22 protein-coding genes are annotated in these 23,855 nt (G+C 29.6%); 4 read left to right on the top strand and 18 right to left on the bottom strand.

Features of this window, described 5'->3' with window-relative positions; genetic code table 11:
- Window positions 1-31: 31 nt before the first annotated feature.
- Window positions 32-1,894 (top strand): ABC-F family ATP-binding cassette domain-containing protein, encoded by a 1,863-nt coding sequence (locus tag CXF68_RS03750; protein WP_101043029.1) that lies wholly within the window; start codon window positions 32-34, stop codon window positions 1,892-1,894.
- A gap of 87 nt (window positions 1,895-1,981) precedes the next feature.
- Here CXF68_RS03750 and CXF68_RS03745 read toward each other — a convergent pair whose 3' ends face one another.
- The 14 genes from CXF68_RS03745 to CXF68_RS03680 all read right to left on the bottom strand — a co-directional run bounded on the left by CXF68_RS03745 (window position 1,982) and on the right by CXF68_RS03680 (window position 14,734).
- Window positions 1,982-2,500 (bottom strand): hypothetical protein, encoded by a 519-nt coding sequence (locus tag CXF68_RS03745; protein ID WP_157821845.1) that lies wholly within the window; start codon window positions 2,498-2,500, stop codon window positions 1,982-1,984.
- 180 nt (window positions 2,501-2,680) lie between these two features.
- Window positions 2,681-3,211 carry a hypothetical protein gene (locus CXF68_RS03740; RefSeq protein ID WP_101043027.1) on the bottom strand — a complete coding sequence of 177 codons (531 nt, stop codon included), beginning with the start codon at window positions 3,209-3,211 and terminating at the stop codon, window positions 2,681-2,683.
- A 153-nt stretch (window positions 3,212-3,364) separates the two neighbouring features.
- Window positions 3,365-3,862 (bottom strand): hypothetical protein, encoded by a 498-nt coding sequence (locus CXF68_RS03735; RefSeq protein WP_101043026.1) that lies wholly within the window; start codon window positions 3,860-3,862, stop codon window positions 3,365-3,367.
- Window positions 3,841-4,890 carry a hypothetical protein gene (locus tag CXF68_RS03730; protein ID WP_101043025.1) on the bottom strand — a complete coding sequence of 350 codons (1,050 nt, stop codon included), beginning with the start codon at window positions 4,888-4,890 and terminating at the stop codon, window positions 3,841-3,843. The genes CXF68_RS03735 and CXF68_RS03730 overlap by 22 nt, the downstream gene beginning before the upstream one ends.
- 44 nt (window positions 4,891-4,934) lie before the next feature.
- Window positions 4,935-5,654: a hypothetical protein gene (locus CXF68_RS03725; RefSeq protein WP_101043024.1), complete on the bottom strand. Its 720-nt coding sequence runs from the start codon at window positions 5,652-5,654 to the stop codon at window positions 4,935-4,937.
- Window positions 5,648-6,175, bottom strand: a complete 528-nt coding sequence (locus CXF68_RS03720) for a hypothetical protein (RefSeq protein ID WP_101043023.1) — start codon at window positions 6,173-6,175, stop codon at window positions 5,648-5,650. The genes CXF68_RS03725 and CXF68_RS03720 overlap by 7 nt, the downstream gene beginning before the upstream one ends.
- Entirely contained in the window at window positions 6,154-7,269 is a 1,116-nt protein-coding gene (locus tag CXF68_RS03715; protein ID WP_101043022.1) for a hypothetical protein, read from the bottom strand. The genes CXF68_RS03720 and CXF68_RS03715 overlap by 22 nt, the downstream gene beginning before the upstream one ends.
- Before the next feature lie 110 nt (window positions 7,270-7,379).
- Window positions 7,380-7,931, bottom strand: a complete 552-nt coding sequence (locus CXF68_RS03710; RefSeq protein ID WP_101043021.1) for a hypothetical protein — start codon at window positions 7,929-7,931, stop codon at window positions 7,380-7,382.
- Window positions 7,910-9,007 (bottom strand): hypothetical protein, encoded by a 1,098-nt coding sequence (locus tag CXF68_RS03705; protein ID WP_101043020.1) that lies wholly within the window; start codon window positions 9,005-9,007, stop codon window positions 7,910-7,912. The genes CXF68_RS03710 and CXF68_RS03705 overlap by 22 nt, the downstream gene beginning before the upstream one ends.
- 44 nt (window positions 9,008-9,051) lie before the next feature.
- Window positions 9,052-9,603 carry a hypothetical protein gene (locus CXF68_RS03700; protein ID WP_101043019.1) on the bottom strand — a complete coding sequence of 184 codons (552 nt, stop codon included), beginning with the start codon at window positions 9,601-9,603 and terminating at the stop codon, window positions 9,052-9,054.
- The gene (locus CXF68_RS03695; protein ID WP_101043018.1) at window positions 9,582-10,679 is read right to left on the bottom strand and encodes a hypothetical protein; all 1,098 of its coding nucleotides are present in this window, start codon (window positions 10,677-10,679) and stop codon (window positions 9,582-9,584) included. The genes CXF68_RS03700 and CXF68_RS03695 overlap by 22 nt, the downstream gene beginning before the upstream one ends.
- A gap of 243 nt (window positions 10,680-10,922) precedes the next feature.
- On the bottom strand, window positions 10,923-12,653 hold the full coding sequence (locus CXF68_RS03690) for a hypothetical protein (protein WP_101043017.1): 1,731 nt from the start codon (window positions 12,651-12,653) through the stop codon (window positions 10,923-10,925).
- Entirely contained in the window at window positions 12,650-13,741 is a 1,092-nt protein-coding gene (locus CXF68_RS03685) for a hypothetical protein (RefSeq protein ID WP_101043016.1), read from the bottom strand. The genes CXF68_RS03690 and CXF68_RS03685 overlap by 4 nt, the downstream gene beginning before the upstream one ends.
- 276 nt (window positions 13,742-14,017) lie before the next feature.
- On the bottom strand, window positions 14,018-14,734 hold the full coding sequence (locus tag CXF68_RS03680; protein ID WP_101043015.1) for a 3'-5' exonuclease: 717 nt from the start codon (window positions 14,732-14,734) through the stop codon (window positions 14,018-14,020).
- A gap of 230 nt (window positions 14,735-14,964) precedes the next feature.
- Here CXF68_RS03680 and CXF68_RS03675 point away from each other — a divergent pair, with 230 nt between their 5' ends.
- Entirely contained in the window at window positions 14,965-15,660 is a 696-nt protein-coding gene (locus tag CXF68_RS03675) for a response regulator transcription factor (protein ID WP_101043014.1), read from the top strand.
- 120 nt (window positions 15,661-15,780) lie between these two features.
- Complete coding sequence (locus CXF68_RS03670; protein WP_101043013.1) at window positions 15,781-16,824, top strand: cell wall metabolism sensor histidine kinase WalK; 1,044 nt, start codon at window positions 15,781-15,783, stop codon at window positions 16,822-16,824.
- Window positions 16,825-17,052: 228 nt separating this feature from the next.
- Here CXF68_RS03670 and purD read toward each other — a convergent pair whose 3' ends face one another.
- The 4 genes from purD to rnpA all read right to left on the bottom strand — a co-directional run bounded on the left by purD (window position 17,053) and on the right by rnpA (window position 22,317).
- On the bottom strand, window positions 17,053-18,327 hold the full coding sequence (gene purD, locus CXF68_RS03665) for a phosphoribosylamine--glycine ligase (protein ID WP_101043012.1): 1,275 nt from the start codon (window positions 18,325-18,327) through the stop codon (window positions 17,053-17,055).
- A 266-nt stretch (window positions 18,328-18,593) separates the two neighbouring features.
- Window positions 18,594-20,273 carry a hypothetical protein gene (locus CXF68_RS03660; protein WP_101043011.1) on the bottom strand — a complete coding sequence of 560 codons (1,680 nt, stop codon included), beginning with the start codon at window positions 20,271-20,273 and terminating at the stop codon, window positions 18,594-18,596.
- Window positions 20,274-20,318: 45 nt separating this feature from the next.
- Window positions 20,319-21,944: a S41 family peptidase gene (locus CXF68_RS03655; RefSeq protein WP_101043010.1), complete on the bottom strand. Its 1,626-nt coding sequence runs from the start codon at window positions 21,942-21,944 to the stop codon at window positions 20,319-20,321.
- The gene (gene rnpA / locus CXF68_RS03650; protein WP_101043009.1) at window positions 21,934-22,317 is read right to left on the bottom strand and encodes a ribonuclease P protein component; all 384 of its coding nucleotides are present in this window, start codon (window positions 22,315-22,317) and stop codon (window positions 21,934-21,936) included. The genes CXF68_RS03655 and rnpA overlap by 11 nt, the downstream gene beginning before the upstream one ends.
- 140 nt (window positions 22,318-22,457) lie before the next feature.
- Between rnpA and CXF68_RS03645 the strand changes: the two genes are divergently transcribed.
- The gene (locus tag CXF68_RS03645) at window positions 22,458-23,636 is read left to right on the top strand and encodes an acyl-CoA dehydrogenase family protein (RefSeq protein WP_101043008.1); all 1,179 of its coding nucleotides are present in this window, start codon (window positions 22,458-22,460) and stop codon (window positions 23,634-23,636) included.
- Window positions 23,637-23,855 lie beyond the last annotated feature (219 nt).

Genomic DNA, 23,855 nt, shown 5'->3' with positions numbered 1-23,855 from the left:
GTTTTTTGTTTCTTTGCATAAAATTTAGAATATGAACTACCTATCGGTTGAAGGCATAGCAAAAGCATACGGAGAAAAAGTATTGTTTGATGATATTTCTTTCGGAATTAATAAAGATCAAAAAATAGCTTTTGTTGCTAAAAATGGTAGTGGTAAAACTTCTATTTTAAATATTGTAGCAGGTTTAGATGAAGCAGATTCTGGGCAAGTTGTTAGCCGAAAGGATATTGATATCGCTTACTTATCTCAAGCAGATAATTTAAACCCTGATTTAACGATTGAAGAAACTATTTTTTCTACCGACAATAAGATTTTATCAGTAATAAAACAATATGATAAAGCAGTAGAAAACCCTGACAATGCAGATGCGTTTCAAGAAGCTTTTGAGCAAATGGAACAGTACAATGCGTGGGATTTTGAAACGCAATACAAGCAAATTTTATCGAAGTTAAAGTTAGATAACCTAAAATTAAAAGTAGGAAAGCTTTCTGGTGGGCAAAAGAAACGTTTAGCATTGGCTATCGTATTGATTAAAAAGCCAGATTTATTAATTTTAGATGAGCCTACCAATCATTTAGATTTAGAAATGATTGAATGGTTAGAAGCATTTTTTGCCAAAGAAAAAATAACCTTATTTATGGTTACGCACGACCGTTATTTCTTAGAACGCGTGTGTAATGAAATTATAGAGTTAGACGAAGGAAAACTATATAAATACAAAGGTAATTACTCATATTACCTACAAAATAAAGAAGAACGTTTAGCACTTGAAGCTACCAATTTAGGGAAGGCTAAAAGTTTGTTTAAAAAAGAATTAGATTGGATGCGTCGCCAACCAAAGGCACGTACTACAAAATCTAAATCTCGTATTGAAGATTTTAATCAAATTAAAGATAAAGCGCACCAGCGACGTAACGAGCATGAAGTGCAGTTAGAAATTAACATGGAGCGTTTAGGAAGCAAAATTTTGGAGCTTCATAAAATGAAAAAATCGTTTGATGACAAAGTAATTTTAGATGGCTTTGATTATGTTTTTAAACGCGGAGAACGTATTGGTATTATTGGTAAAAACGGTACAGGTAAATCGTCTTTCTTAAATATGTTAACTGGAGGTATCGAATTAGATGGCGGAAAAGTAACAGTTGGTGAAACAGTAAAATTTGGATATTACACCCAAAACGGAATTGAAATAAAACCTGGGCAAAAAGTAATTGAAGTAGTTAAAGAATTCGGAGAATACATTCCGTTATCAAAAGGGCGAAAAATATCTGCAAGTCAATTATTAGAACGCTTTCTTTTTGATAAAAAAAAGCAATACGATTTTGTAGAAAAATTAAGTGGAGGAGAACAAAAGCGACTGTATTTATGTGCGGTGTTAATTCAGAATCCTAACTTTTTAATATTAGATGAGCCTACCAACGATTTAGATGTTGTAACGCTAAATGTATTAGAAAACTTCTTATTAGATTATCCTGGTAACTTAATGGTGGTTTCTCACGACCGTTACTTTATGGATAAAATTGTAGATAACTTATTTGTGTTTAGAGGTGAAGGGCAAATTGATAATTTTCCTGGTAATTACTCTGATTTTAGAGCGTATGAAGATTCTAAGGTAAAAGAAGCAAGAGAAGTAAAGAAAGAGGTTGTAAAGCCTGTTAAAAAAGCGAAGAAGGTAGCGTTAAACTTTGATGAAAAACGTGAATGGGGCTTATTAGAAAAAGATATTGAAAGACTTCAAAAAAAGAAACAATTAATTGAAGGGAAATTTAATAAAGGTGAATTTTCTCCTGAAGAAATTAATAATAAATCAATAGAACTACAAGAAACAATTGATAGTTTAGAAACCAAAGAAGAACGTTGGTTAGAACTTTCTATGAAAATAGAAGGAGAGTAACATTGTTTTCCTAGTTGTGTAAAGTAAATAAACTAAGTTGTTGATTATGAGTTTTTAGTTTGTGTATTTTTGTAAAGCTGGCTATAATTATTCTTTAATTTCAATTAAAGGATCTGGGTTCTTAAATTCAGGTAAGCCAGTATTTTGAACATAGCTAGACTCTATAGATCCCATACACTCTTTACCACTTATTTTGTCTATAAAATAGCGCCCAAAGGCTACTTCGTTATCTACATATATGCTATACATGTCGGCTGCTTCAATAATGCTATTATTAAAGCCAAATCGAGGTAGACCAAACGCTTCTATTACAAAATTAATTTTTTCTTGGTCTTTGGGTGTAGGAACGTAAAATTTATCAAAACCCCAAATATCAAAAGGAGAGATATTTTTGTTGGTGAGATTAATTTCCATGTCATAATTTAAATTTTCACCTTTTTTACTAAGAGGCGTAAACCTAATAATTCGTCTGTACTTAACAATTGTTTTTTTAGTGTTTGCCCAAGCTGTGATTTCGTATATTTTAGGGTTAAAAATAAATTCTGGATATTTTAAAGCTATCAATTTATTAGCTTCATTTATCAATTTATTTTTCTTTAAAATCATTATTTTTTTAGATTTAATACCTCTGTTTTTTGTATGATAGTAAGTTGAACAGCTTGTAAAAGAGCAGAAAATTAAACTAATTATTAAAATATTTATCCATCTCATTCTTCTATACATTTATATTCAAAATCTAAAAGCTTCTTTTTTCAGTCTCAAATGTAGTACTTCTTTATAAAATGTTTACCAATCAGTTATTTGTTTTAATCCCTTTATTTTTTCAGGAATGTAAGCTCTTAAAACTTCTTGTTCTTGTTTGTTGGTTCCTTTAATAAACAAAGTATCATTTCTAATAAAGCCTTCATCTTTAGAGTACCATCCGCCCTCTTTGTGTTTTACATGAAAGAATTCCATTTCTATTTTGTTGTTATTTGATATAAGATAATATCCAACATAGCCAGGGTTGTTTAATTTATTAATATCTGTTTTATTTTTAATATCAATACTACTTCGATAACAACGACCATTTTTAAAAAACTTTATATACGAAAGGCTATTATATTCTTCGTTGGTTCCAAAAGTTAATGTGTCATTAGAAAAATAGAGGTTTTCAGAATTAATTAAATCATTTTTTTTAAGTTGTTTAACGTGTTTACTTAATGTAAATTTTTTATTTTTAGGACGATAACCTCCGTTCGAATGATGATAATAATTTAGGCAACTTGTAAAACAGTATGAGATTAAACCCATTACTAAAATTTTATTCCACCCCATCCTTCTATGCTTTTATGTTCATATTCAAATCTAAAATCTTTTATTGTTCTATAAATAAAATTTTGCAACCAAGCATCACCAATAACATCTATAACCATTTTGTTGATTAACAACGAATTTATGAAGAGGCTTTGTTAAGTTTCTTCAAGAGGTTTACCAGTCAGGCGTTCCTGTTAAACCTTCTACTTTAATTTTTTTATAACCAACAATACTATCTCCTATAACTTTTAATTCACCTTTATGATAGCTTCCGCAATCGTGAGGAGTTACCATAAATTGTTCTAAAATTATTTGGTTATTTTTTATTTGATAATAACCAACATTAGCTCGTTTGAGGTTATTATAATCTTTTAATCTATTACTGTTATTTTTAGTCGGCCCATCCATAAATTGCCCATTTTCAAAAAAACGAAGAAAAGAATAAATAATTTGAAGTTTTTCTTTCTTTGTTTTTACACTTTTAATATAGATAGAATCAATTTTTGTAAAAATTGTATTCTTAGATAATCGTTTATTTAAGATTAAGTTGGGTTTGACTTTAGCTAGTTTAAACTTGTTTTTTTTAGGTCTGTTACTACCGTATTTAGGTGTACAGCAACTTGTTAAAATAAAAAAAGTACAACTATAGATTAAAATTTTATTCCACCCCATCCTTGTATGTCTTTATGTTCATATTCAAATTTAAAGTCTTTTATGTTTTTATGTATGAAATTTTGTAACCAAGCATCACCAACTACATCAATCGTTGCATTATAACCATTTTGTTGGTTAAAACGAATATAAGTAGAGGCTTTATTTAGCCATTTCTGAGAATCTGTTTGTCGGTGATAATCTAATGAAGAGTCAATATCATTTTTTCTATTATATGCTCGTAAGAAATCATCATCATTCTTTCTGTTTTTTACAGTTTTTTTATTTTTAACTCTACGATAATCCCCTGAAAAATCTTGAAACCCAACTTCAATTAAAGGAGTAACAATTGTTAAACCGCCAGTCCAACCCATATCGGTTCCTCCACCAAAATAAGCACGTTTTGTATCGTTATTTGAACTCACATTTACATTTCCTAAGCGAAAACCAATCATTCCCTCTCGTTGTAATTTATCTAAAGAAAACTGATTGTCGTGTAAGGCAGAATTCCAAGTAAATAATTGACCATATCTAAATGAATTCTCAAAATTATTTAACATAGGAATCGGTGAGTTGTAATTTAAGCTGTACGATTGTAAAGGCGTACCATGTCCGCCACCAACAATAACATTTGCCGCAGCAGTTACATCTACTACCATATTACTTTTATCTACGCCAACGCCTAATCCGCTATTATATGCCGATACATGAAAAGATGTATTTGCCGCAAAATTACCATATCGTTGTCCATAACCAATGTTTAAATTGGCTTTGAACCGTACTTTATAGGCTAATTGAATTTGAAGTCCGAAAGTAACTTTAAACCCACTTCCTGGCGGATCTATATTACCGCAACAGCCGTTTTTATCTTTTGTTATAAAACTTTGACTGTAGCCTCGCATACTTTGCTCTACTCTTTGTTTTAAATCTGTTTCAGCCCATAACTTGGCATCTCCCACAGTATCTTTAAAGTCGAATATACTTGATGTTATAGCGGCTTCTAAATCTGTTTCTATTCCTTGAAAATTAAAAAGTGAATGGTTTGTCATATTTTGCAATTTTTTTAACAAACTAGCATAGTGTTAAACGGAATTTACCAATCAGGCGTTCCTATTAAACCGTCTACTTTTTTTCGAATATATATTCTACAGTTTTTTTTATTTGGTTTAGGAAACTCTTTGTTTTTAAATGAATCATAAAATAAAAATAAGCTATCATTTCTTATGTAGCCTTCTCTTTTATGATAAGAACCTCCTTCTGCTTTTTTTACACTATAATAGTCAATTATTATATTTTTTTTATTTTCAATCTTGTAGTAGCCAATTAATAATGAATTGTTTACATTGTTTAGCTTTTTTAGGTTGATGTTATCAGTATAAGGTTCCAAGTTTTCTAAATAATGTCCGTTAGAAAAGAAACGAATAATACTATTATCTATATCTGTTTTTGTTCCATAACTTACCTTTGTAATATTTACATATATAGAATTAACATCTATTAAATCATCTTTTATTAGTTTATATGGAGGTTTAGATAACTTAAATTTTGAATTTTTAGGTCTGTATCCTCCTTTTTCGTTTATATAATAATTTTTACAACTGCTAAATAAAATTATTGAAATAACTAAAATTTTATTCCACCCCATCCTTCTATGTTCATATTCAAATCTAAAATCCTTTATTGTTCGATGGATAAAATTTTGCAACCAAGCATCACCAATAACATCAATCGTTGCATTATAACCATTTTGTTGATTAAAACGAATGTAAGTAGATGCTTTATTTAGTTTTTTTGATATAAAAACGTTTACCAATCAGTGATTTTTTTCAATCCTTTTATTTTTTTTGATGAATAAAACTTAATTTCCTTCTTATTTAATTTATGGTTGGGATTTATTGGATACAACGTATCATTTTTGATATAAAGAGTATCTTTTATATATTCTCCTTTTTCTCTATACTTTACAAAAAAATATTCAAACTCAATTAATTTATTTTTTATTGTATAATAGCCAATAAATACAGGTTTGTTAAGTTTATTCAGGTTCGTAATATCTTTAACGTCAATAGCACTTTTATAGAATCTTCCATTGCTAAAAAAACGATAATAAAATAAATCATTGTAATTACCATTTCCATATTTTAGGGTGTCATTTGAAAAGTATAGGACATCTGTTTTTAATCCATTATTTGGAGTTATTTTATAAGGTTTAGCTTGTAAATAGAATTTTGATTTTTTAGGTCGATAACCACCATCTGGATGGTGATAATAATTTAAGCAACTTGAAAAACAGCAAGAAATTAGACTAATAATTAAAATTTTTTTCCAAACCATCCTTCTATTTTTTTATGCTCGTATTCAAATCTAAAATCTTTTATTGTTCTATGAATAAAATTTTGCAACCAAGCATCACCAATAATATCAATAGTTGCATTATAACCATTTTGTTGATTAAAACGAATATAAGTAGAGGCTTTGTTTAGTTTTTTTTGTGAAGATGTTTGATTATGATATTTATTAAAGGTTAATTCTTTCAATCGCTTTTCTAGTTCAAATATTTTTTCTCTTTTTCTATCTTTGGATAAATGGTTATTTTTTTTTGTCACTCTAATTTCGTCTAAAATAATTTCTCTTCTTTGTTCTTCTATTATATTTTCTCCTTTTTTAGCTTTTTTTAAAAAATTCCCTGAAAAATCTTGAAAACCAACTTCAATTAAAGGAGTAACAATTGTTAAACCGCCAGTCCAGCCCATATCGGTTCCTCCACCAAAATAAGCACGTTTTGTATCGTTATTTGAACTCACATTTACATTTCCTAGACGAAAACCAATCATCCCTTCTCGTTGTAATTTATCTAAAGAAAACTGATTGTCGTGTAAGGCAGAATTCCAAGTAAATAATTGACCATATCTAAATGAATTCTCAAAATTATTTAACATAGGAATCGGTGAGTTGTAATTTAAGCTGTACGATTGTAAAGGCGTACCATGTCCGCCACCAACAATAACATTTGCCGCAGCAGTTACATCTACTACCATATTACTTTTATCTACGTCAACGCCTAATCCGCTATTATATGCCGATACATGAAAAGATGTATTTGCCGCAAAATTACCATATCGTTGCCCATAACCTATGTTTAAATTGGCTTTAAACCGTACTTTATAGGCTAATTGAATTTGGAGACCAAAAGTAACTTTAAACCCACTTCCTGGCGGATCTATATTACCGCAACAGCCGTTTTTATCTTTTGTTATAAAACTTTGACTGTAGCCTCGCATACTTTGCTCTACTCTTTGTTTTAAATCTGTTTCAGCCCATAACTTGGCATCTCCCACAGTATCTTTAAAGTCGAATATACTCGATGTTATGGCAGTTTCTAAATCTGTTTCTATTCCTTGAAAATTAAAAATTGAATGGTTTGTCATATTTTGCAATTTTTTTAACAAACTAGCATAATATTAGTTATGCACTGAATTTAGTAAATTATTAAAATATTTTCTATCCAATCCATCTATGTTTTTGAGTTAAAAAACGTTTACCAATTTGGTGTTCCTGCTAAACCTTTTATTTTTTTTATTTTATAAACAATTTTATTTTTTTTATTTTGGGAAATAAAATCTAAATTCTTTTTTTCATCAGTTATATAAAGGCTGTCGTTTCTTATGATACCATAAGTTTTTTTATAATAACCTCCTTCATGTTTTTTTACAGAATAGGTTTCTATAGTTACTTCATTGAAGTTTTCAACTTTATAATATCCAACTAAAACTCCTGAATTATAAAAATCATTCATTCTATCTAGGTTAAGTTTACCTGAATATAACTCAGAAGTACCTTCAATACATCTTCCGTTTGAAAAAAATCGAATAAAATACTTCCCTTTGGTTATGGATGTTGATTCATGATTGTATATATAAATTGAGTTTGTGTCTATTAAATCTTCTTTTTTTAATTTATAAGGAAATCTACCAAACTCAAATTTATTTTTTTTAGGCCTAACACTTCCATTTTTTGTATGATAATAATTTAAACAACTTATAAAACAGCAAGATATTAAGCTGATAATTAAAATTTTATTCCACCCCATCCTTCTATATTGTTATGTTCGTATTCAAATCTGAAATCTTTTATTGTTCGGTGAATTGCGTTTTGTAGCCACGCAGCACCAATTACATCAATCGTTGCATTATAACCGTTTTGTTGATTAAAACGAATATAAGTAGAGGCTTTGTTTAAGTTTTTTTGGTAAGTTGTTTGATTATGGTATTTATCATAGGTTAGTTTTTTTAAATCTTCTTCCAGTTTTTTTATCTTTTCTTTTTTTATTTCTTTCTCTAAATTAGGGTTTCTTTTTATTGTTTTAATCTCATTGTCTATTTCCTCTTTTTTTCGCTCTTCTATCGCTTTTTGTTGATAATCCCCTGAGAAATCTTGAAAGCCAACTTCTATCAGAGGAGTAACAATTGAAATACCCCCCGTCCAACCTCTATCTCCTTTATCTCCAAAATAAGCTCGTTTTGTATCGTTATTTGAACTCACATTTACATTTCCTAGGCGAAAACCAATCATTCCCTCTCGTTGTAATTTATCTAAAGAAAACTGATTGTCGTGCAAGGCAGAATTCCAAGTAAATAATTGACCATATCTAAATGAATTCTCAAAATTATTTAACATAGGAATCGGTGAGTTGTAATTTAAGCTGTACGATTGTAAAGGCGTACCATGTCCGCCACCAACAATAACATTTGCCGCAGCAGTTACATCTACTACCATATTACTTTTATCTACGTCAACGCCTAATCCGCTATTATATGCCGATACATGAAAAGATGTATTTGCCGCAAAATTACCATATCGTTGCCCATAACCTATGTTTAAATTGGCTTTAAACCGTACTTTATAGGCTAATTGAATTTGGAGACCAAAAGTAACTTTAAACCCACTTCCTGGCGGATCTATATTACCGCAACAGCCGTTTTTATCTTTTGTTATAAAACTTTGACTGTAGCCTCGCATACTTTGCTCTACTCTTTGTTTTAAATCTGTTTCAGCCCATAACTTGGCATCTCCCATACTGTCTTTAAAGTCGAATATACTCGATGTTATAGCAGCTTCTAAATCTGTTTCTATTCCTTGAAAATTAAAAAGTGAATGGTTTGTCATATTTTGCAATTTTTTTAACAAACTAGCATAATGTCAGACGGCATTTACCAATCAGTCGTTTGTTTTAAACCTTCTATTTTCTCACCAATATAAATTATACAATTCTCTTTATTTGGTTTTGGAAATCCATTTTTTTCAAATGAACTTTCAATAGAATTAAAGAAAAGAAAAACACTATCTTTTTTTATATACCCATAACTTTTAGAATAATACCCAACATTACCTCTTGCACCTCCTAGGTTAACATTAAAGGTTTCAATTTCAATTTTGTTGTCATTTAATTTAAAATAGCCAATTTCTCCATATTTATTAAAATTATTAATAGTTGTTAGTTTTAATTTTTCATTATCTAACTCATTTCTTCCTTCAAAGAAACGTCCATTAGAGAAAAAACGGAGATATGATATTCTATTTTTACCTTTATTTATATATACATAACTTGTATTAACTAAGTCCTTTTTTTTAAGTTGATAAGGAGTACTTGCTAACTTAAATTTTGATTTTTTAGGTCTATACTCTCCGTTATCATTCACATAATAATTTTTACAACTACATAGTAAAATAGTTGATATAACTAAAATTTTTTTCCACCCCATCCTTCTATGTTTTTATACTCATATTCAAATTTAAAATCTTTTATAGTTTTATGTATAAAGTTTTGTAACCAAGCATCACCAATAACATCAATAGTAGCGTTATAACCATTTTGTTGATTAAAACGAATATAAGTAGAGGCTTTATTAAGTCTTTTTTGATAGTCTGTTTGTTTATGAAATTTACCTCTTGTTAACTTTATTAAATCATCTTCTAATTTATCTAATTCTATTTTTTTTATAGGTTTAGTTTTGTTGGAGTTTTTAATGCTTTTTATTTTTTTAAGAATATCTATTCTTTTATTTTCTTGTTCAATACCTTTTTTTAAAAAATCCCCCGAAAAATCTTGAAACCCAACTTCAATTAAAGGAGTAACAATTGTTAAACCACCAGTCCAACCCATATCGGTTCCTCCACCAAGATAAGCACGTTTTGTATCGTTATTTGAACTCACATTTACATTTCCTAGACGAAAACCAATCATTCCCTCTCGTTGTAATTTATTTAAAGAAAATTGATTGTCGTGTAAGGCAGAATTCCACGTAAATAATTGACCATATCTAAATGAATTCTCAAAATTATTTAACATAGGAATCGGTGAGTTGTAATTTAAGCTGTACGATTGTAAAGGCGTACCATGTCCGCCACCAACAATAACATTTGCCGCAGCAGTTACATCTACTACCATATTACTTTTATCTACGCCAACGCCTAATCCGCTATTATATGCCGATACATGAAAAGATGTATTTGCAGCAAAATTACCATACCGTTGTCCATAACCAATGTTTAAATTGGCTTTAAACCGTACTTTATAGGCTAATTGAATTTGAAGCCCGAAAGTAACTTTAAACCCACTTCCTGGCGGATCTATATTACCACAACAGCCGTTTTTATCTTTTGTTATAAAACTTTGACTGTAGCCTCGCATGCTTTGCTCTACTCTTTCTTTTAAATCTGTTTCAGCCCATAACTTGGCATCTCCCACAGTATCTTTAAAGTCGAATATACTCGATGTTATAGCAGCTTCTAAATCCGCTTCTATTCCTTGAAAATTAAAAAGTGAATGGTTTGTCATATTTTGCAATTTTTTTAACAAACTAGCATAGTGTTAGTTACATTGTTTATGCATTAAATTTAATAAATTATTCTATCCGTTTTACATTTTTTTAATAATTGTTTTTGGTAATGAATTAATAGATAAATGTTGGTTTGTATTTTCTTTAAAATTAGAAGGGAACAGGGGGTGTTTTTCGTTTGTCAAAGGCTTGTCATTCAGTCTTTAAATCCGGGCTATGCTATAAGGTGTAGCTGTAGTATTTTATATTGTTTCCATAATTTCGTATGTTTCAGAGATTAATTTGGACTGAGAATTGTCATTTTCAGCTAGTAGTGCTTTTTCTTCTGTTCCATCTCCTATGCAAATCATATGAGCATTATCTTTAAAAATTTCATTCTTATATTGTTCTATGTGTGAATCAATATTTTTATCATCTGCGATTGATAAAATTGTTTGTGTGTCTTTAGGAAAATTGGAGTTTATAAAATTCAATATCTTTTCTTTATTACCACCTTCAATATCTTCTTTAAATATACTGTCTAAAATAAAAGGTAATCTATGTATTCCTTTAGTTTTCGTTAAGAGTTCATTAAAAGCAAAATGATAACTTAATATTGCTAAATGTAATTGAACACCTTGAAAAGGAAAGCTTGAAATTTCATATAATTTATTAAATCTATCTTCTTCTAAATTTGGTATTCCTAAATTAATATTATTTTTAAAGTAAGCCGATTTAAAAATGTGATTCTTTTTTTCCCTTGCAAAATAAATATCTTTTTCAGTTTTGTATTCTTTTAATTTTAATTTTAACTTGTCGATTTCTAATTTTAATGTTCCAATTTGTTTAATCAAATTATCATAAAGTTGAATATTTGCTTTGTTTTCAATCCAGTTTTCTAGAGTTATTTTGTTTTCTGAATATTTATTAAATGTACTATATTCTTTGTTTATTTCTTTTTGAGATTTCTCTATTTTCTTATTTATTGAATTTACTTTAGATTGAGAATTTTTTATTTTTTCTTTCAGTTCACTTTGTAATGAAATAGTATCATTCTCTTCTTGGAAAAATTCATAAATTTCTTCAATGTTTTCTGGTAATATTTGTGAGCAAGTAGGGCAAGAATCTTCTCCAGGAAATTGATTTTTATGATTTCTCTTTACTTTAGAAACAACTGAAAGTCTTTGATTATAAAAAGTTAATTTATTAGATTCATTAACATAATCTTTTTCTAAAGTAATTAAATCACTTTTATTATTTGATAAAGATATTATTAATTCATTTGCTTTACCAGCAAGAGAATCGTTTATTATTTGAGAAACTTCTAATTCTTGATTTTCCTGTTCTACATCAGAAAAGAATTTCATTTGTTGTTGTAAGCTTCTTAATTCATTTTCAATTTTTCTTTTTTCTTCTCTATCAATTACATTTTCTATACCTAAGTAATAATCTAAAAAATCTTCTTTGAAGTTTTTGTAAAAAGTTAAATTACTAAATGACTTCCTCAAATATACCCAGCCTACATCTTGAGAAACATAATAAGGTAAAAACAATGTTTCCATTGGTGCTTCAGAAATTCCACTATTTGATTCTAAAAGTAGGTTGAAGTCAAATAAGCTATTAAAATATTTTTTTAATTTTATATGCTCAGCAGATTGGTCGCTACCAATACCATTAAAACGTATTACTTTAGAATTGGGATCTTTTACAATTAGGGTTTCGTCTTGACGAATGAAAGTAAATTTTAATTTTTCATTGTTTTTTGTGATTACACAATCTAATCTAACAAAAATTTCCTCTGTTAATATTTCAGAAAGTTTGATTTTATTATCATTTATGCCAAACGCATAAAGAATGAGTTGAATTAATGTGCTTTTACCAGCTGTATTTTTCCCATATATAACATTTAATTTATTATCAAATGTTGTGTAGAAATATCTATCATTCAATTCACTGTATACTAAAATATTTTGTATTTCTAATTTTACGCTCATATTGTGCTTTTAATTTCTATAAAACCAGCAGACACAACTGCTTTTAATTGTAAATCTCTCAAAGTTGTAGTTTTTGTTTTATTAAATTCGATATAAAACTCTAAAATACAATCTCCTTCATCATAATGTTTTCCGAAAATTGATTTGTTATTTTCTATGAAATCGAAAATCTTTTTATGTTCGCTTTCATTTAAGTCTTTAAATTTATCAAAACTGTTTAGGTAATGTAATTCAAATTGAGTTCTATCAAGAAAAGTTATTTTTAAAGCTTTACAAATCTCTTTTTCTTTTTCTCTCCAAAAATCATAAGCAAGTTTTCTTTTAGTAAGTAAATTAAATACTTTATTAATTTCCTTAGATTCTATTCTTTTTGTTTTATCACTTAAAAGAGCAATACCCCCTTGATTAAATTTAGATTCAATACTTTTTAGATAAAAAAGTAAAGTATCAATAGCAGCTTTGTGGTCTTCTATATCATTTCCGAAAATAACTTTTGACTTACCATATAATTGCTCAATTTGATTTCTTGAAGTTCTTGTTAAATCGACAAATTTTAAAGAAAGTGTTTTTATATTAATTTTGTCAATTTTTGAGAAAGTAACATTTTTATTGCCTTTTAAGATTTTATTTTTAATATTAACATCTATGTCTGAATATTTAACATCAGATTTTGTTTCATTAATAGTTTCTGTATATGTTACTTTTTTTATTTTATCACTTTTTAATTCAATAGTATTATTTGTTGCAAAATAATTGGTCTGTGAAAACGAAGTAGATTTAGGTATTGGGTCATCTAAAATAGTTTGACTTACTTCTGTTATTTTTTTTAATATTTCAAGTAATTTATTTAACGACCATTTGTTTGTAGCTTTTTTAGCTTGAAATGTTTCAATTTCTTCGAGTAAATTATTTTTATCAATGTATCCAAATACAATGTCTTCTAAATGCTCTAAGATAATAAAGTACTTTTTATCTTTTATTGTTTGATAGTTATCTAAAAGTAAATATAAAGTGCAGTGTTTCTGGAACTCCATTCCTACATTGTTATGAACACCTGAGTTGACTGATATATCTGTGTTTTTTGTCATCTAGTTTGAATGTTTCTTTTATTACAGATAGCTTGTTTATATCAGTAAATAAGGAGTAGTTATACTCCTGATTATAGGGGCAATAAAGCCCCTTTTTAACCCCGTTCTCTAACACACCAAATCTAACCAACCCCAATCACACTCCTTTACGGGTATCCGTTAAGAAAGTATATATCATTAATATTTTAAAAATAAAAGAATAGGGGACTATTACTTTAGTGATTTTTCGAAATAAATGTAATAAATATATCTAATTGTACCAAAGGGAATTACAAATTATATCGTAACAATGTTTTTTGGATCTAATATCGGTTTGTTTAAAAAACGGAGCACCAATTGCGCTACAGCTACAGTATCTCGCTCGCAATATTCAACAATGCGCGGTAAGTTTTTTTCTTTATAATATACGTTGGCTACTTCGCTACCATCAATATCTTGTTTGGGTGAAGGAATATTTAAGATAGAGGTTAACAAACGTAAAGAAGTATAGTGTTTGTAATCGCCAAACTTCCATAACTCTAAAGTATCTAAATGTGGAACTTCCCAAGGCTTTTTCCCAAATAAATCTAACTTTTTAGGTAAGTTTATTCGGTTAATAATCATTCTACGGGCTATGTACGGAAAATCGAATTCCTTACCGTTATGCGCGCACAATAAATGTTTGTTTTGGTTAAAATGAGTATCGAGTAATTTTTTAAAGTCTGTTAAGATACTAGCTTCATCATCACCAAAAAAAGAAGTAATTCGTAATTGCTTTTCTCCTTTTATATCAATAAAATAACCAACCGAAATACAAATTATTTTTCCGAACTCTGCCCAAATACCAGCACGATGATAAAACGCTTCGGCAGTAGCTTCCTCCTTTCGTTGGTATTCTGTTTTTAAAGCGTATAATTCTTGTTTTTCTTCCGATAAATCGGCAAACAATTCCACCTCAGGAACAGTTTCAATGTCTAAAAATAAAATGTTTTGGATGTTTATTTTATGCAGCATTTTTTCTTTTTGTAGCGATAAACAGTACTTTTATAGGTAACTATTTTTATCGCAATTTTTTTTTATAAAGGTACAAAACCTTACTTAAAAAAATAATTACCTTTTATATTTACCTACTTTCGAATTTAAGCGAAGGTTTATGAATGATTAAATGAATGTTAAGTTAAAAGGTAGCGTGCAGGGTTTGTAATATTATAGTTACTTTTGGGTAACACAATATAAAATGACCTATGAACACGAATGATGTTAAAATTTTACTAGTTGATGATGAGCCTGATATTTTAGAAATAGTAGGATATAATTTAAAATCAGAAGGCTATCAAGTTTTTACAGCTAATAACGGTGCTGAAGCAGTAGCAAAGGCAAAAAAAGTAAGTCCGCATTTAATATTGTTAGATATTATGATGCCTGAAATGGATGGTATTGAAGCATGTGAAAAAATTAGAAACATTAAATCTTTAGAAGATGTAATTATTTCTTTTTTAACTGCAAGAGGTGAAGATTATTCGCAAGTTGCAGGTTTTGATGCAGGTGCAGACGATTATATTACCAAGCCAGTAAAGCCAAAAGTATTGGTAAGCAAGGTAAAATCTTTATTAAGACGTTTAAAAACGGATGAAAGTGTTGATGGTACTACCAAGGTTGGCGACATTGTTATAAATAGAGATGAGTATGTGGTATTTAAAGGAACAAAAAAAATAGCATTGCCAAGAAAAGAATTCGAATTACTATCATTATTAACTTCTAAGCCAGGAAAGGTATTTAAAAGAGAGGTAATTTTAGATAGTGTTTGGGGCAATGAAGTAGTAGTTGGCGGCCGTACAATTGATGTGCATATTCGTAAGCTTCGCGAAAAAATTGGAGACGACTTTTTTAAAACCGTTAAAGGTGTTGGATATAAGTTTGTTTTAGAATCTGAAAAATAATAGTTTAAAAATAGTTACGTACTGTTTTAGATAACTTTATGCATAAAAACCATAATTATCTAAAACAGTATTTTAAATTTAGGTTGCCTAGTACTTCACTTTTAAAATCTTATTTTTATAATGAAAAAAATAAAAAAAACATACCGATACGCATTGTGGTCGGCATTATATTCTACCTCAATATCTGTGGTAATTGCCTTATTATCGTACTTTCTTTTAATTAACTTATTAGGTATAGGAGCTGTTATTGTTTTTGGTATTGTAATGTTTGTTATTTCGTTTTTAATTATTCAATATAGAGCGGAGCATTTTATTTATCAAAGAGTAAAAAAACTATATGAAGACATTTCTATTTTAGATGTTAATGATTTAGAAAGAAAAGATGTAACAACTGATGCTAAAGCATTAACGGAAAGTGTACAAAAATACGTAGAAGAAAGAAGTAAGGAGATAGCAGTATTAACACAACGAGATTCTTTTAGAAGAGATTTTTTAGGAAATGTAGCACACGAATTAAAAACACCGTTGTTTACAGTACAAGGTTATATTTTAACTTTAATAGAAGGAGCTGCAGAAGATAAAGAGATACGTACAAAGTATTTAGGAAGAGCCAATAAAGGTGTAGAGCGATTAACTTCAATTATTAAAGACTTAGATATGATTGCTAAGTTAGAAACTGAGGGGATGAAAATGAATATTGAAACCTTTAATATTCTAGAAGTTGTTCAAAACGTTTTTGATTTATTTGAAATGAAAGCTAAAAAACGAAACATAACATTAATGTTTGATAGTCTTTACGAATTTCCTCGCTTTGTAAAAGGTGATGTAGAGCGTATAGAGCAGGTTTTAATCAATTTAATTGTAAATTCTATAAAGTATGGTAAGGTAGATGGTGTAACTACGGTAAGCATCGAAAACTACAACTCAAATAAGTTTCTTATTAAGATAAGCGATAATGGTGAAGGAATTAAAGAAGAGCATACTTCTCGTTTATTCGAACGATTTTATAGGGTAGACCAAAGTCGATCTCGCGAACAAGGAGGTTCTGGTTTAGGATTATCTATTGTAAAGCATATTATAGAGGCGCATAACGAAACTATTTTACTAAAAAGTGAGTTTGGTAAGGGTTCTGAATTTTCATTTACTTTAGACAAAGCAATGTAGCAGAAAGGAACGTTTTTTAATTAGAAGTAATCATTTGTTTATTAATTAAAGATTCTTTCACTTCGTTAGGAATGATGAGGTTTTTAAGAATAACGTTATTACGAGAATTTTTCATTCGAAGTAATCTTTTGTTTCTTCGTTAAGAACACTTTTATATTGTTTTGAATGACGCAGCCAAATTTATAGCAAAAAAAAGGAGTTGATAAAATCAACTCCTTTTTTTTTAATTTATACCAAATCGAATCCGATATCTTTTCGATAATTCATTCCTTCAAAAGAAATCTTATCAATACTATTATATGATTTTTTAAGTGCCTCTTCAATAGAATCACCAAAAGAAGTAACCGCCATTACTCTACCTCCGTTAGAAACTACTTTACCATCTTTTTCTGTTGTTCCTGCATGAAAAACAATAGAATCTGTAACAGTATTAAAACCAGTAATCTCTTTTCCTTTTTCGTATGCTTCAGGATATCCGCCAGCAACTAACATTACCGTTGTAGCAGTTTGAGAAGTAACTTCGTATGATTTTTCACCTAAAGTTTGATTAGCAACACCTTCAAATAAATCTACTAAATCAGATTGTATTCTTGGTAAAACAACCTCAGTTTCTGGATCTCCCATACGAACATTGTATTCTACAACAGATGGGTTTCCGTTATCGTTCATTAATCCAATAAAAATAAAACCACGATAATCAATACCGTCTTTTTGTAAACCATCAATAGTTGGTTTTACCACAAGTTCTTCTACTTTTTGTAAGTAATCATCAGTAGCAAAAGGAACAGGAGAAATAGCACCCATTCCACCAGTATTTAAACCAGCATCACCTTCACCAATACGTTTGTAATCTTTAGCAGAAGGTAAAATTTTATAATTTTTTCCGTCGGTTAAAACGAACACAGAAAGTTCAATACCCTTTAAAAACTCTTCAATAACTACAGTAGATGAAGCGTCTCCAAATTTTTGATTAGCAAGCATTTCTTCTAACTCAGCCTTAGCTTCTTCTAACTCAGTTAAAATTAAAACACCTTTTCCGCCTGCTAAACCATCAGCTTTTAAAACGTATGGAGGTGCTAAAGTTTCTAAGAAAGTTTTTCCTTCAGCTAAAGTATCCGATGTAAATGATTGATATTTTGCAGTTGGTATGTTATGCTTTATCATAAACTGCTTCGAAAAATCTTTACTTCCCTCTAATAAAGCGCCGTCTTTTTTAGGGCCTATTACAGGAATGTTTTTTAATTCGCTATCAGCTAAAAAGAAATCATGAATACCACCTACTAAAGGTGCTTCAGGGCCTACAACGACCATGTTAATTTCTTGTTGTAAAACAACCTCTTTTACTTGCGCAAAATTTGTTGGGTTAATAGCAATGTTTGTAGCTACAGAACTAGTACCTGCATTACCAGGAGCAACAAATAACTTATTTATTTTGTTACTTTCAGAAAGTTTTTTTGCAAAAGCGTGCTCTCTACCGCCAGATCCTAAAATTAGAATATTCATTGTTGTTGTATTGTTGTGTTGTGAGTGCAAATATAAAGTAAGAAAAAAGGCTATTTGCATAAAATATGATTGAAAATTGCATAATTTTCACAAATTAGGTGCTCCGTTATACTATTTGTTAATGATTGTTTGTGTGCAGCTTATACAAGTATTCTTTACTGAAAAAAATACCTCGACGCAGAATGCGTCGAGGTATTATGTACTTTTTTTCATAAATTTATAACGCAAATGCAGGTGATTAAGCCTGTTAGGTTGCCGCCCTGCGACTAAAATATTTGCTCTAGTATTTTTTGTGTAATTGCATAGGTGGGGGTTACACCACTCATTCCTAATCCACCTGATGCTAAAGTAGCTCCTGTTTCTAAAGGGTTATCAGAGGCATAATAAGCATATCGTACTTTAATATCTTCTCGTACATTTCCTCTAATTTTAGAATTCGCTTGAATTGCTTTTTGGTAATGCGCTCCCTCCATTTCTAAACCAATAACATTCCAAGTAGAATCATGGAAGAATTTTAGTAAATCTTTATTTTGTAAAGAAGTTCCTAGTACACTAACCATAGCTCCATCAAAAGATTGAACACCAAAGCCTTCTAAATCTTCTTTTGCTAATTCATTTTTAAACGGATAATTATCTGCAGTACCTTCAAAAATATGTGAAGAAGGAATCATAATGTCTCCTTTTCCACCCTCTAAAATACCAGCTTTTCCCATTATAGAAACAGAAACAACATCTAAATGAGTTGTTTTCTTAGCTGTTTTGTATGGTTTTAGTAATTCGTCCATAGTTTCATATGCTTGCTCTCCAAAAGCATAATCCATTACTATAATTACAGGCTTCTCTCCTACTGAATTCACTTTTTTAAATGAAGTAGTATCAAAATCTATTTTTTCAGTATCAATAATCTGAACATTAATATTTGTACCAGAAGTATCTTTTAGGTAAATCAACCCGTTTTCTGAAGCATGGTTTTTAACTGCTTTTTGTAAAGGTTGGCTGTTGGCATTACTTAATACTTCAAAAAGTTCAAAGCCTTTGTGCTTTTTAACTTCTTTCGGTAATGCATTTTGCCCGTAAATACTATTCATAACACTGTGCATATTCGCACTAATAATATGAATAGGACGTTCTATTAAACCATTATCTATAAGGTTTTTCTTAATGTTGTTAGCCCAAATTTCACCGTAAAAATGATGCCCAATTTCTTCTATTAAAACAGAACTAAATTTTATTGAACGTTTTTCTTCATTTACAGTTTCGTTTATAGCAAGTTTACCTAACCAATATATTAAATGAAAAAACCTGTTTGGTTTTTCTTCAGAAGCAAACGTATTATATGCATCATATACCTCGTCGTAAGTTCTTCCTAAAATATTACCAAGATGTACAACTACCACATCTTTTTCTTCGTCGGTAAGTGTTTTGTTGTATATAACAATATCTTCTAAATGAAGCCACTCTCTAATAAAACCCTCTCCGTTTTCAATAAGAACACGATCTTTAATTTTATGAGACTCTATAAATAAAAAAGTAAGGTGCGTAAGAATATCATAAATTTCAGAACGACCACGTGTAATTTCAATATTCATTTGATCCTTGTCAATACGGTAACAATTTCTTCTTCTTTTTGGAGGAACAATTGTTTTGAATTTTGAATTTCGGTAACCTTCATCAGCAGTTAAGTTAATGAATTGACATTCTTCAATACCTTCAGGAAGTCGTTCAATAATATAAACTAAACCGTTTAATTCGGTTTTGTTCTCTGCGATTGACCCATAAATTTCTGGTCTTAATTGTAATAATGATTTACGTAATGTTTCTCCAGAAATACCCATTGGTTTATAAAAACCACGACTAAATAAGTGTCGCATAGAAATATATAATTTTTCTATAGCATTGGTAGATTCTTGGGCTCTGGTACGTTCTTTATGATTGGGTTTTGACATATCTATTTTTTATAAACTTAAAATATACAAATTTTGTTATTGATGTTACTTAGTTAAAATAGCGGTATACTTTTTTTGATTATTAAGTAAATTTACAGCTTTATTAATGGTTTCATCGTTTTGAAGTTGATGTTTAAACATCCCTTCTTTGTACACGTATCTTTTTACAATTTCGTTTTGTATTTTTTTAGATAAAAGATCTTCGTTGCTAGCTATTTTCTGAACTTTAGACTTTTTTAATTTTTGAAGAATTACATTGTATTCTTTTGAAATATTTGTGTTGTTATTTACTGATTTATATGCTTTTTTAAATAACTTTTCTTCTTTAGTTACAAAAGCAGTGTCTTTATTTAATAAGTAGTTTTCAAATTTTTTAAAATCAGCAGATTTAAAAAGATAACCATCAGTGACTAGTTCTTTATTTTTATTCGTAAAATCTGTTACGAAATTAAAGATAGTTCTCGATTTTAATAACTTTTTTGTTTCGATTGTTTTTTTAGAAAAATTCATTTTTACATCAGGAGTTACTCCACCGCCATCATAAACTGTTCGTCCGTTTTTCGTAGTAAATAAATTCACTGTTCCGTCAGAAAACTTTGGAACTTCCCCTGTTTTAGGATCTCTATTATCATAATCTAATTCCTGAATACATCGACCACTTGGAGTATAGTATTTAGAAATAGTTATTTTCATTTGAGTACCATAGTTTAGATTAAAATAACGTTGTACCAAACCTTTACCAAAAGAACGTTCACCCATAACAACTGCACGATCATAATCTTGTAAAGCACCAGAGACAATTTCAGAAGCTGATGCCGAGCGACCATTTATTAAAACAACTACTGGTATTTCAGCATCTAAAGGGTCATTCTTTGTATTGTAAGTTCTGGTATTTTTTTTAATTTTCCCTCGTGTATCAACAACTTTTAATCCTTTCGGAATAAATAGGTTGGTAATATTTACTGCGTCATATAACGAGCCACCAGGATTGCTACGTAAATCGAAAACTAGTTTTTTCATTCCTTTACCTTTTAATTCCTTAAAAGCTTTAGAAACTTGTTGTGTTGCTTTTTGACTTGTAAATTTTGTTAAAATAATATAACCAGTGTCAGCATTAATCATGTCATAAAAAGGCACCGGATTCACAATTATCTTATCTAGTTTTAGATCGGCTTTTTGAGAAACCCCATTTCTGTTAAGGGTTAAAGAAATTTTCTTATTAGGTGTTCCTTTAACCATTTGTGAATATTGACTTTTCTCAAAATCTAATAATTTTTGATCATTTACATGTGTAATAATATCGCCAGCTTTTAAACCAGCCTTATCAGCTGGAAAACCTTTGTAAACTTCAGAAATAACAATACCTTGTTTTGTGTATAAGGTTGAAATACCAATGCCTCCATACTCTCCTTCACGACGAATACGCGCATCTTCTACATCTTGTTCGTTAAAAAAATTAGTATAAGGGTCTAAGTTTTTAAGCGTGTTTTTAATAGCTTTGTCTGTTAAATCTCCAGGATTAATTTCATCAATATAATTAATGTTTAACTCCTTAAATAAGTTGTTGTAAATTTCTATTTGTTTAGCAATTTCAAAAAAACGAGATTGAAAAGAAAATAAAATTGAAATAACAATTAAGGAACCAAAAAAAAGTGCTTTTTTATTTTTCATTTTCGGTGGTTTCTGCTATAAAAAGTGTTAATAATTGCTTCATTTTACGCGCTAAATCGGCGTAGTTCCATTCATCTCTTGCAATATATGAAATCATAAAGACATGAGGGGTGTTTACCGCATCGTAAACAATATGCTTTTCTTTCCGGTAAGTTTCTCGCATTAAGCGTTTTATTCTGTTTCGATCAACAGCACTTTTAAAATTTCTTTTTGGAACTGAAACTCCAACTTGAACAGGGAATCTAGAAGTGTGTTCTGTTTGAATATATACCATTCGAAATGGAAAAACTTTTATAGATTTTCCTTCTTCATACAGTTTGCCTATTAACTTTTTGCTTTTTAAGCGCTCTTGTTGTCCTAACGTAAATCTCATGTATTACAAACATACATAAATGGATACTAAAAACCATTTTTTTGAGTATTTTTGAAGGAATACTTTTAAATATAACCACGATAAGTAATTTATCAATCATCAACACATATAAAGTCAGTAATTAATTTTAAAATAAACTTATGAAACCCGATTTATTTCAAGCTCCTGATTATTACCAAACTGATGATTTGTTAACAGATGAACATAAACTTGTGCGCGATACGGCTCGTGAATGGGTTAAGAAAAATATATCTCCAATTATTGAAGATGCAGCACAAGAGGCTAAATTTCCAATGCAATTAATACCTGGTTTAGCTGAGGTTGGTGCTTTTGGTTCTTATATTCCGCAAAATTATGGTGGTGCAGGGTTAGATCAAATTTCTTATGGACTAATTATGCAAGAGTTAGAGCGTGGCGATAGCGGAATTAGATCTACAGCTTCGGTACAATCTTCGTTAGTAATGGGGCCTATTTATAATTATGGTAACGAAGCGCAACGGAAAAAATATTTACCAAAATTAGCTTCTGGTGAATGGATGGGAAGTTTTGGCTTAACTGAGCCAAATCATGGAAGTAATCCATCAGGTATGGAAACCAAGTTTAAAGATATGGGTGACCATTATGTATTAAATGGTGCAAAAATGTGGATTTCTAATGCTCCGATTTGTGATGTTGCTGTGGTGTGGGCGAAAAATGAAGAAGGTCGTATTCATGGATTAATTGTAGAAAGAGGTATGGAGGGTTTTTCTACTCCAGAAACACATAATAAATGGTCATTAAGAGCATCAATTACAGGTGAGCTTATTTTTGATAATGTAAAAGTGCCTAAAGAAAATTTATTACCTAACAAATCAGGATTAGGAGCACCTTTATTGTGTTTAGATGCTGCTCGTTATGGTATTGCTTGGGGCGTTATTGGTGCTGCGATGGATTGTTACGATACAGCTTTACGTTATGCTAAAGAACGTATGCAATTTGGTAAACCGATTGGTCAATTTCAGTTGCAACAAAAAAAGTTAGCAGAAATGATCACAGAAATTACAAAAGCACAATTATTAACATGGAGGTTAGGTGTTTTGAAAAATGAAGAACGTGCAACTTCTGCACAGATATCAATGGCAAAACGTAATAATGTTGATATGGCGATAAAAATAGCTAGAGAAGCAAGGCAAATTTTAGGCGCTATGGGTATTTCAGGGGAATATTCTATAATGAGGCATTCCATGAATTTAGAAAGTGTAATTACTTATGAAGGAACGCACGATGTTCATTTATTAATTACAGGATTAGATATTACGGGTTTAAACGCTTTTAAATAAGAAAAGGACTCAAAATGTCAACCCCCCAGTATCTAAGATGAGCCTTTTCAAAAATAATCTTAGTACTTTTATTAAGTAACGGTGATGTTTAAGGTTTTGGTATATAGGTCTATTTATTTTACCTAAATAGTAATAAATAAAGAAGAAGGACTCAAAATGTCAACCCCCAGTATCTAAGATGAGCCTTTTCAAAAATAATCTTAGTACTTTTATTAAGTA

This window comes from Tenacibaculum sp. Bg11-29, assembly GCF_002836595.1.
In the GTDB taxonomy this organism is placed as follows: Bacteria; Bacteroidota; Bacteroidia; order Flavobacteriales; family Flavobacteriaceae; genus Polaribacter.
Note: the sequence above shows the minus strand (reverse complement) of the source record. Positions and strands in the feature narration are given on the sequence as shown.

Coding starts and splice junctions, on each gene's coding strand:
- CXF68_RS03745 (WP_157821845.1), bottom strand. CDS start 2,500: ATGATTTTAAAGAAAAATAAATTGATAAATGAAGCTAATAAATTGATA.
- CXF68_RS03680 (WP_101043015.1), bottom strand. CDS start 14,734: ATGCTGCATAAAATAAACATCCAAAACATTTTATTTTTAGACATTGAA.
- CXF68_RS03700 (WP_101043019.1), bottom strand. CDS start 9,603: ATGGGGTGGAAAAAAATTTTAGTTATATCAACTATTTTACTATGTAGT.
- CXF68_RS03685 (WP_101043016.1), bottom strand. CDS start 13,741: ATGACAAAAAACACAGATATATCAGTCAACTCAGGTGTTCATAACAAT.
- purD (WP_101043012.1), bottom strand. CDS start 18,327: ATGAATATTCTAATTTTAGGATCTGGCGGTAGAGAGCACGCTTTTGCA.
- CXF68_RS03750 (WP_101043029.1), top strand. CDS start 32: ATGAACTACCTATCGGTTGAAGGCATAGCAAAAGCATACGGAGAAAAA.
- CXF68_RS03645 (WP_101043008.1), top strand. CDS start 22,458: ATGAAACCCGATTTATTTCAAGCTCCTGATTATTACCAAACTGATGAT.
- CXF68_RS03720 (WP_101043023.1), bottom strand. CDS start 6,175: ATGGTTTGGAAAAAAATTTTAATTATTAGTCTAATTTCTTGCTGTTTT.
- CXF68_RS03715 (WP_101043022.1), bottom strand. CDS start 7,269: ATGACAAACCATTCAATTTTTAATTTTCAAGGAATAGAAACAGATTTA.
- rnpA (WP_101043009.1), bottom strand. CDS start 22,317: ATGAGATTTACGTTAGGACAACAAGAGCGCTTAAAAAGCAAAAAGTTA.
- CXF68_RS03695 (WP_101043018.1), bottom strand. CDS start 10,679: ATGACAAACCATTCACTTTTTAATTTTCAAGGAATAGAAGCGGATTTA.
- CXF68_RS03710 (WP_101043021.1), bottom strand. CDS start 7,931: ATGGGGTGGAATAAAATTTTAATTATCAGCTTAATATCTTGCTGTTTT.
- CXF68_RS03735 (WP_101043026.1), bottom strand. CDS start 3,862: ATGGGGTGGAATAAAATTTTAATCTATAGTTGTACTTTTTTTATTTTA.
- CXF68_RS03675 (WP_101043014.1), top strand. CDS start 14,965: ATGAACACGAATGATGTTAAAATTTTACTAGTTGATGATGAGCCTGAT.
- CXF68_RS03730 (WP_101043025.1), bottom strand. CDS start 4,890: ATGACAAACCATTCACTTTTTAATTTTCAAGGAATAGAAACAGATTTA.
- CXF68_RS03740 (WP_101043027.1), bottom strand. CDS start 3,211: ATGGGGTGGAATAAAATTTTAGTAATGGGTTTAATCTCATACTGTTTT.
- CXF68_RS03655 (WP_101043010.1), bottom strand. CDS start 21,944: ATGAAAAATAAAAAAGCACTTTTTTTTGGTTCCTTAATTGTTATTTCA.
- CXF68_RS03705 (WP_101043020.1), bottom strand. CDS start 9,007: ATGACAAACCATTCACTTTTTAATTTTCAAGGAATAGAAACAGATTTA.
- CXF68_RS03670 (WP_101043013.1), top strand. CDS start 15,781: ATGAAAAAAATAAAAAAAACATACCGATACGCATTGTGGTCGGCATTA.
- CXF68_RS03660 (WP_101043011.1), bottom strand. CDS start 20,273: ATGTCAAAACCCAATCATAAAGAACGTACCAGAGCCCAAGAATCTACC.
- CXF68_RS03690 (WP_101043017.1), bottom strand. CDS start 12,653: ATGAGCGTAAAATTAGAAATACAAAATATTTTAGTATACAGTGAATTG.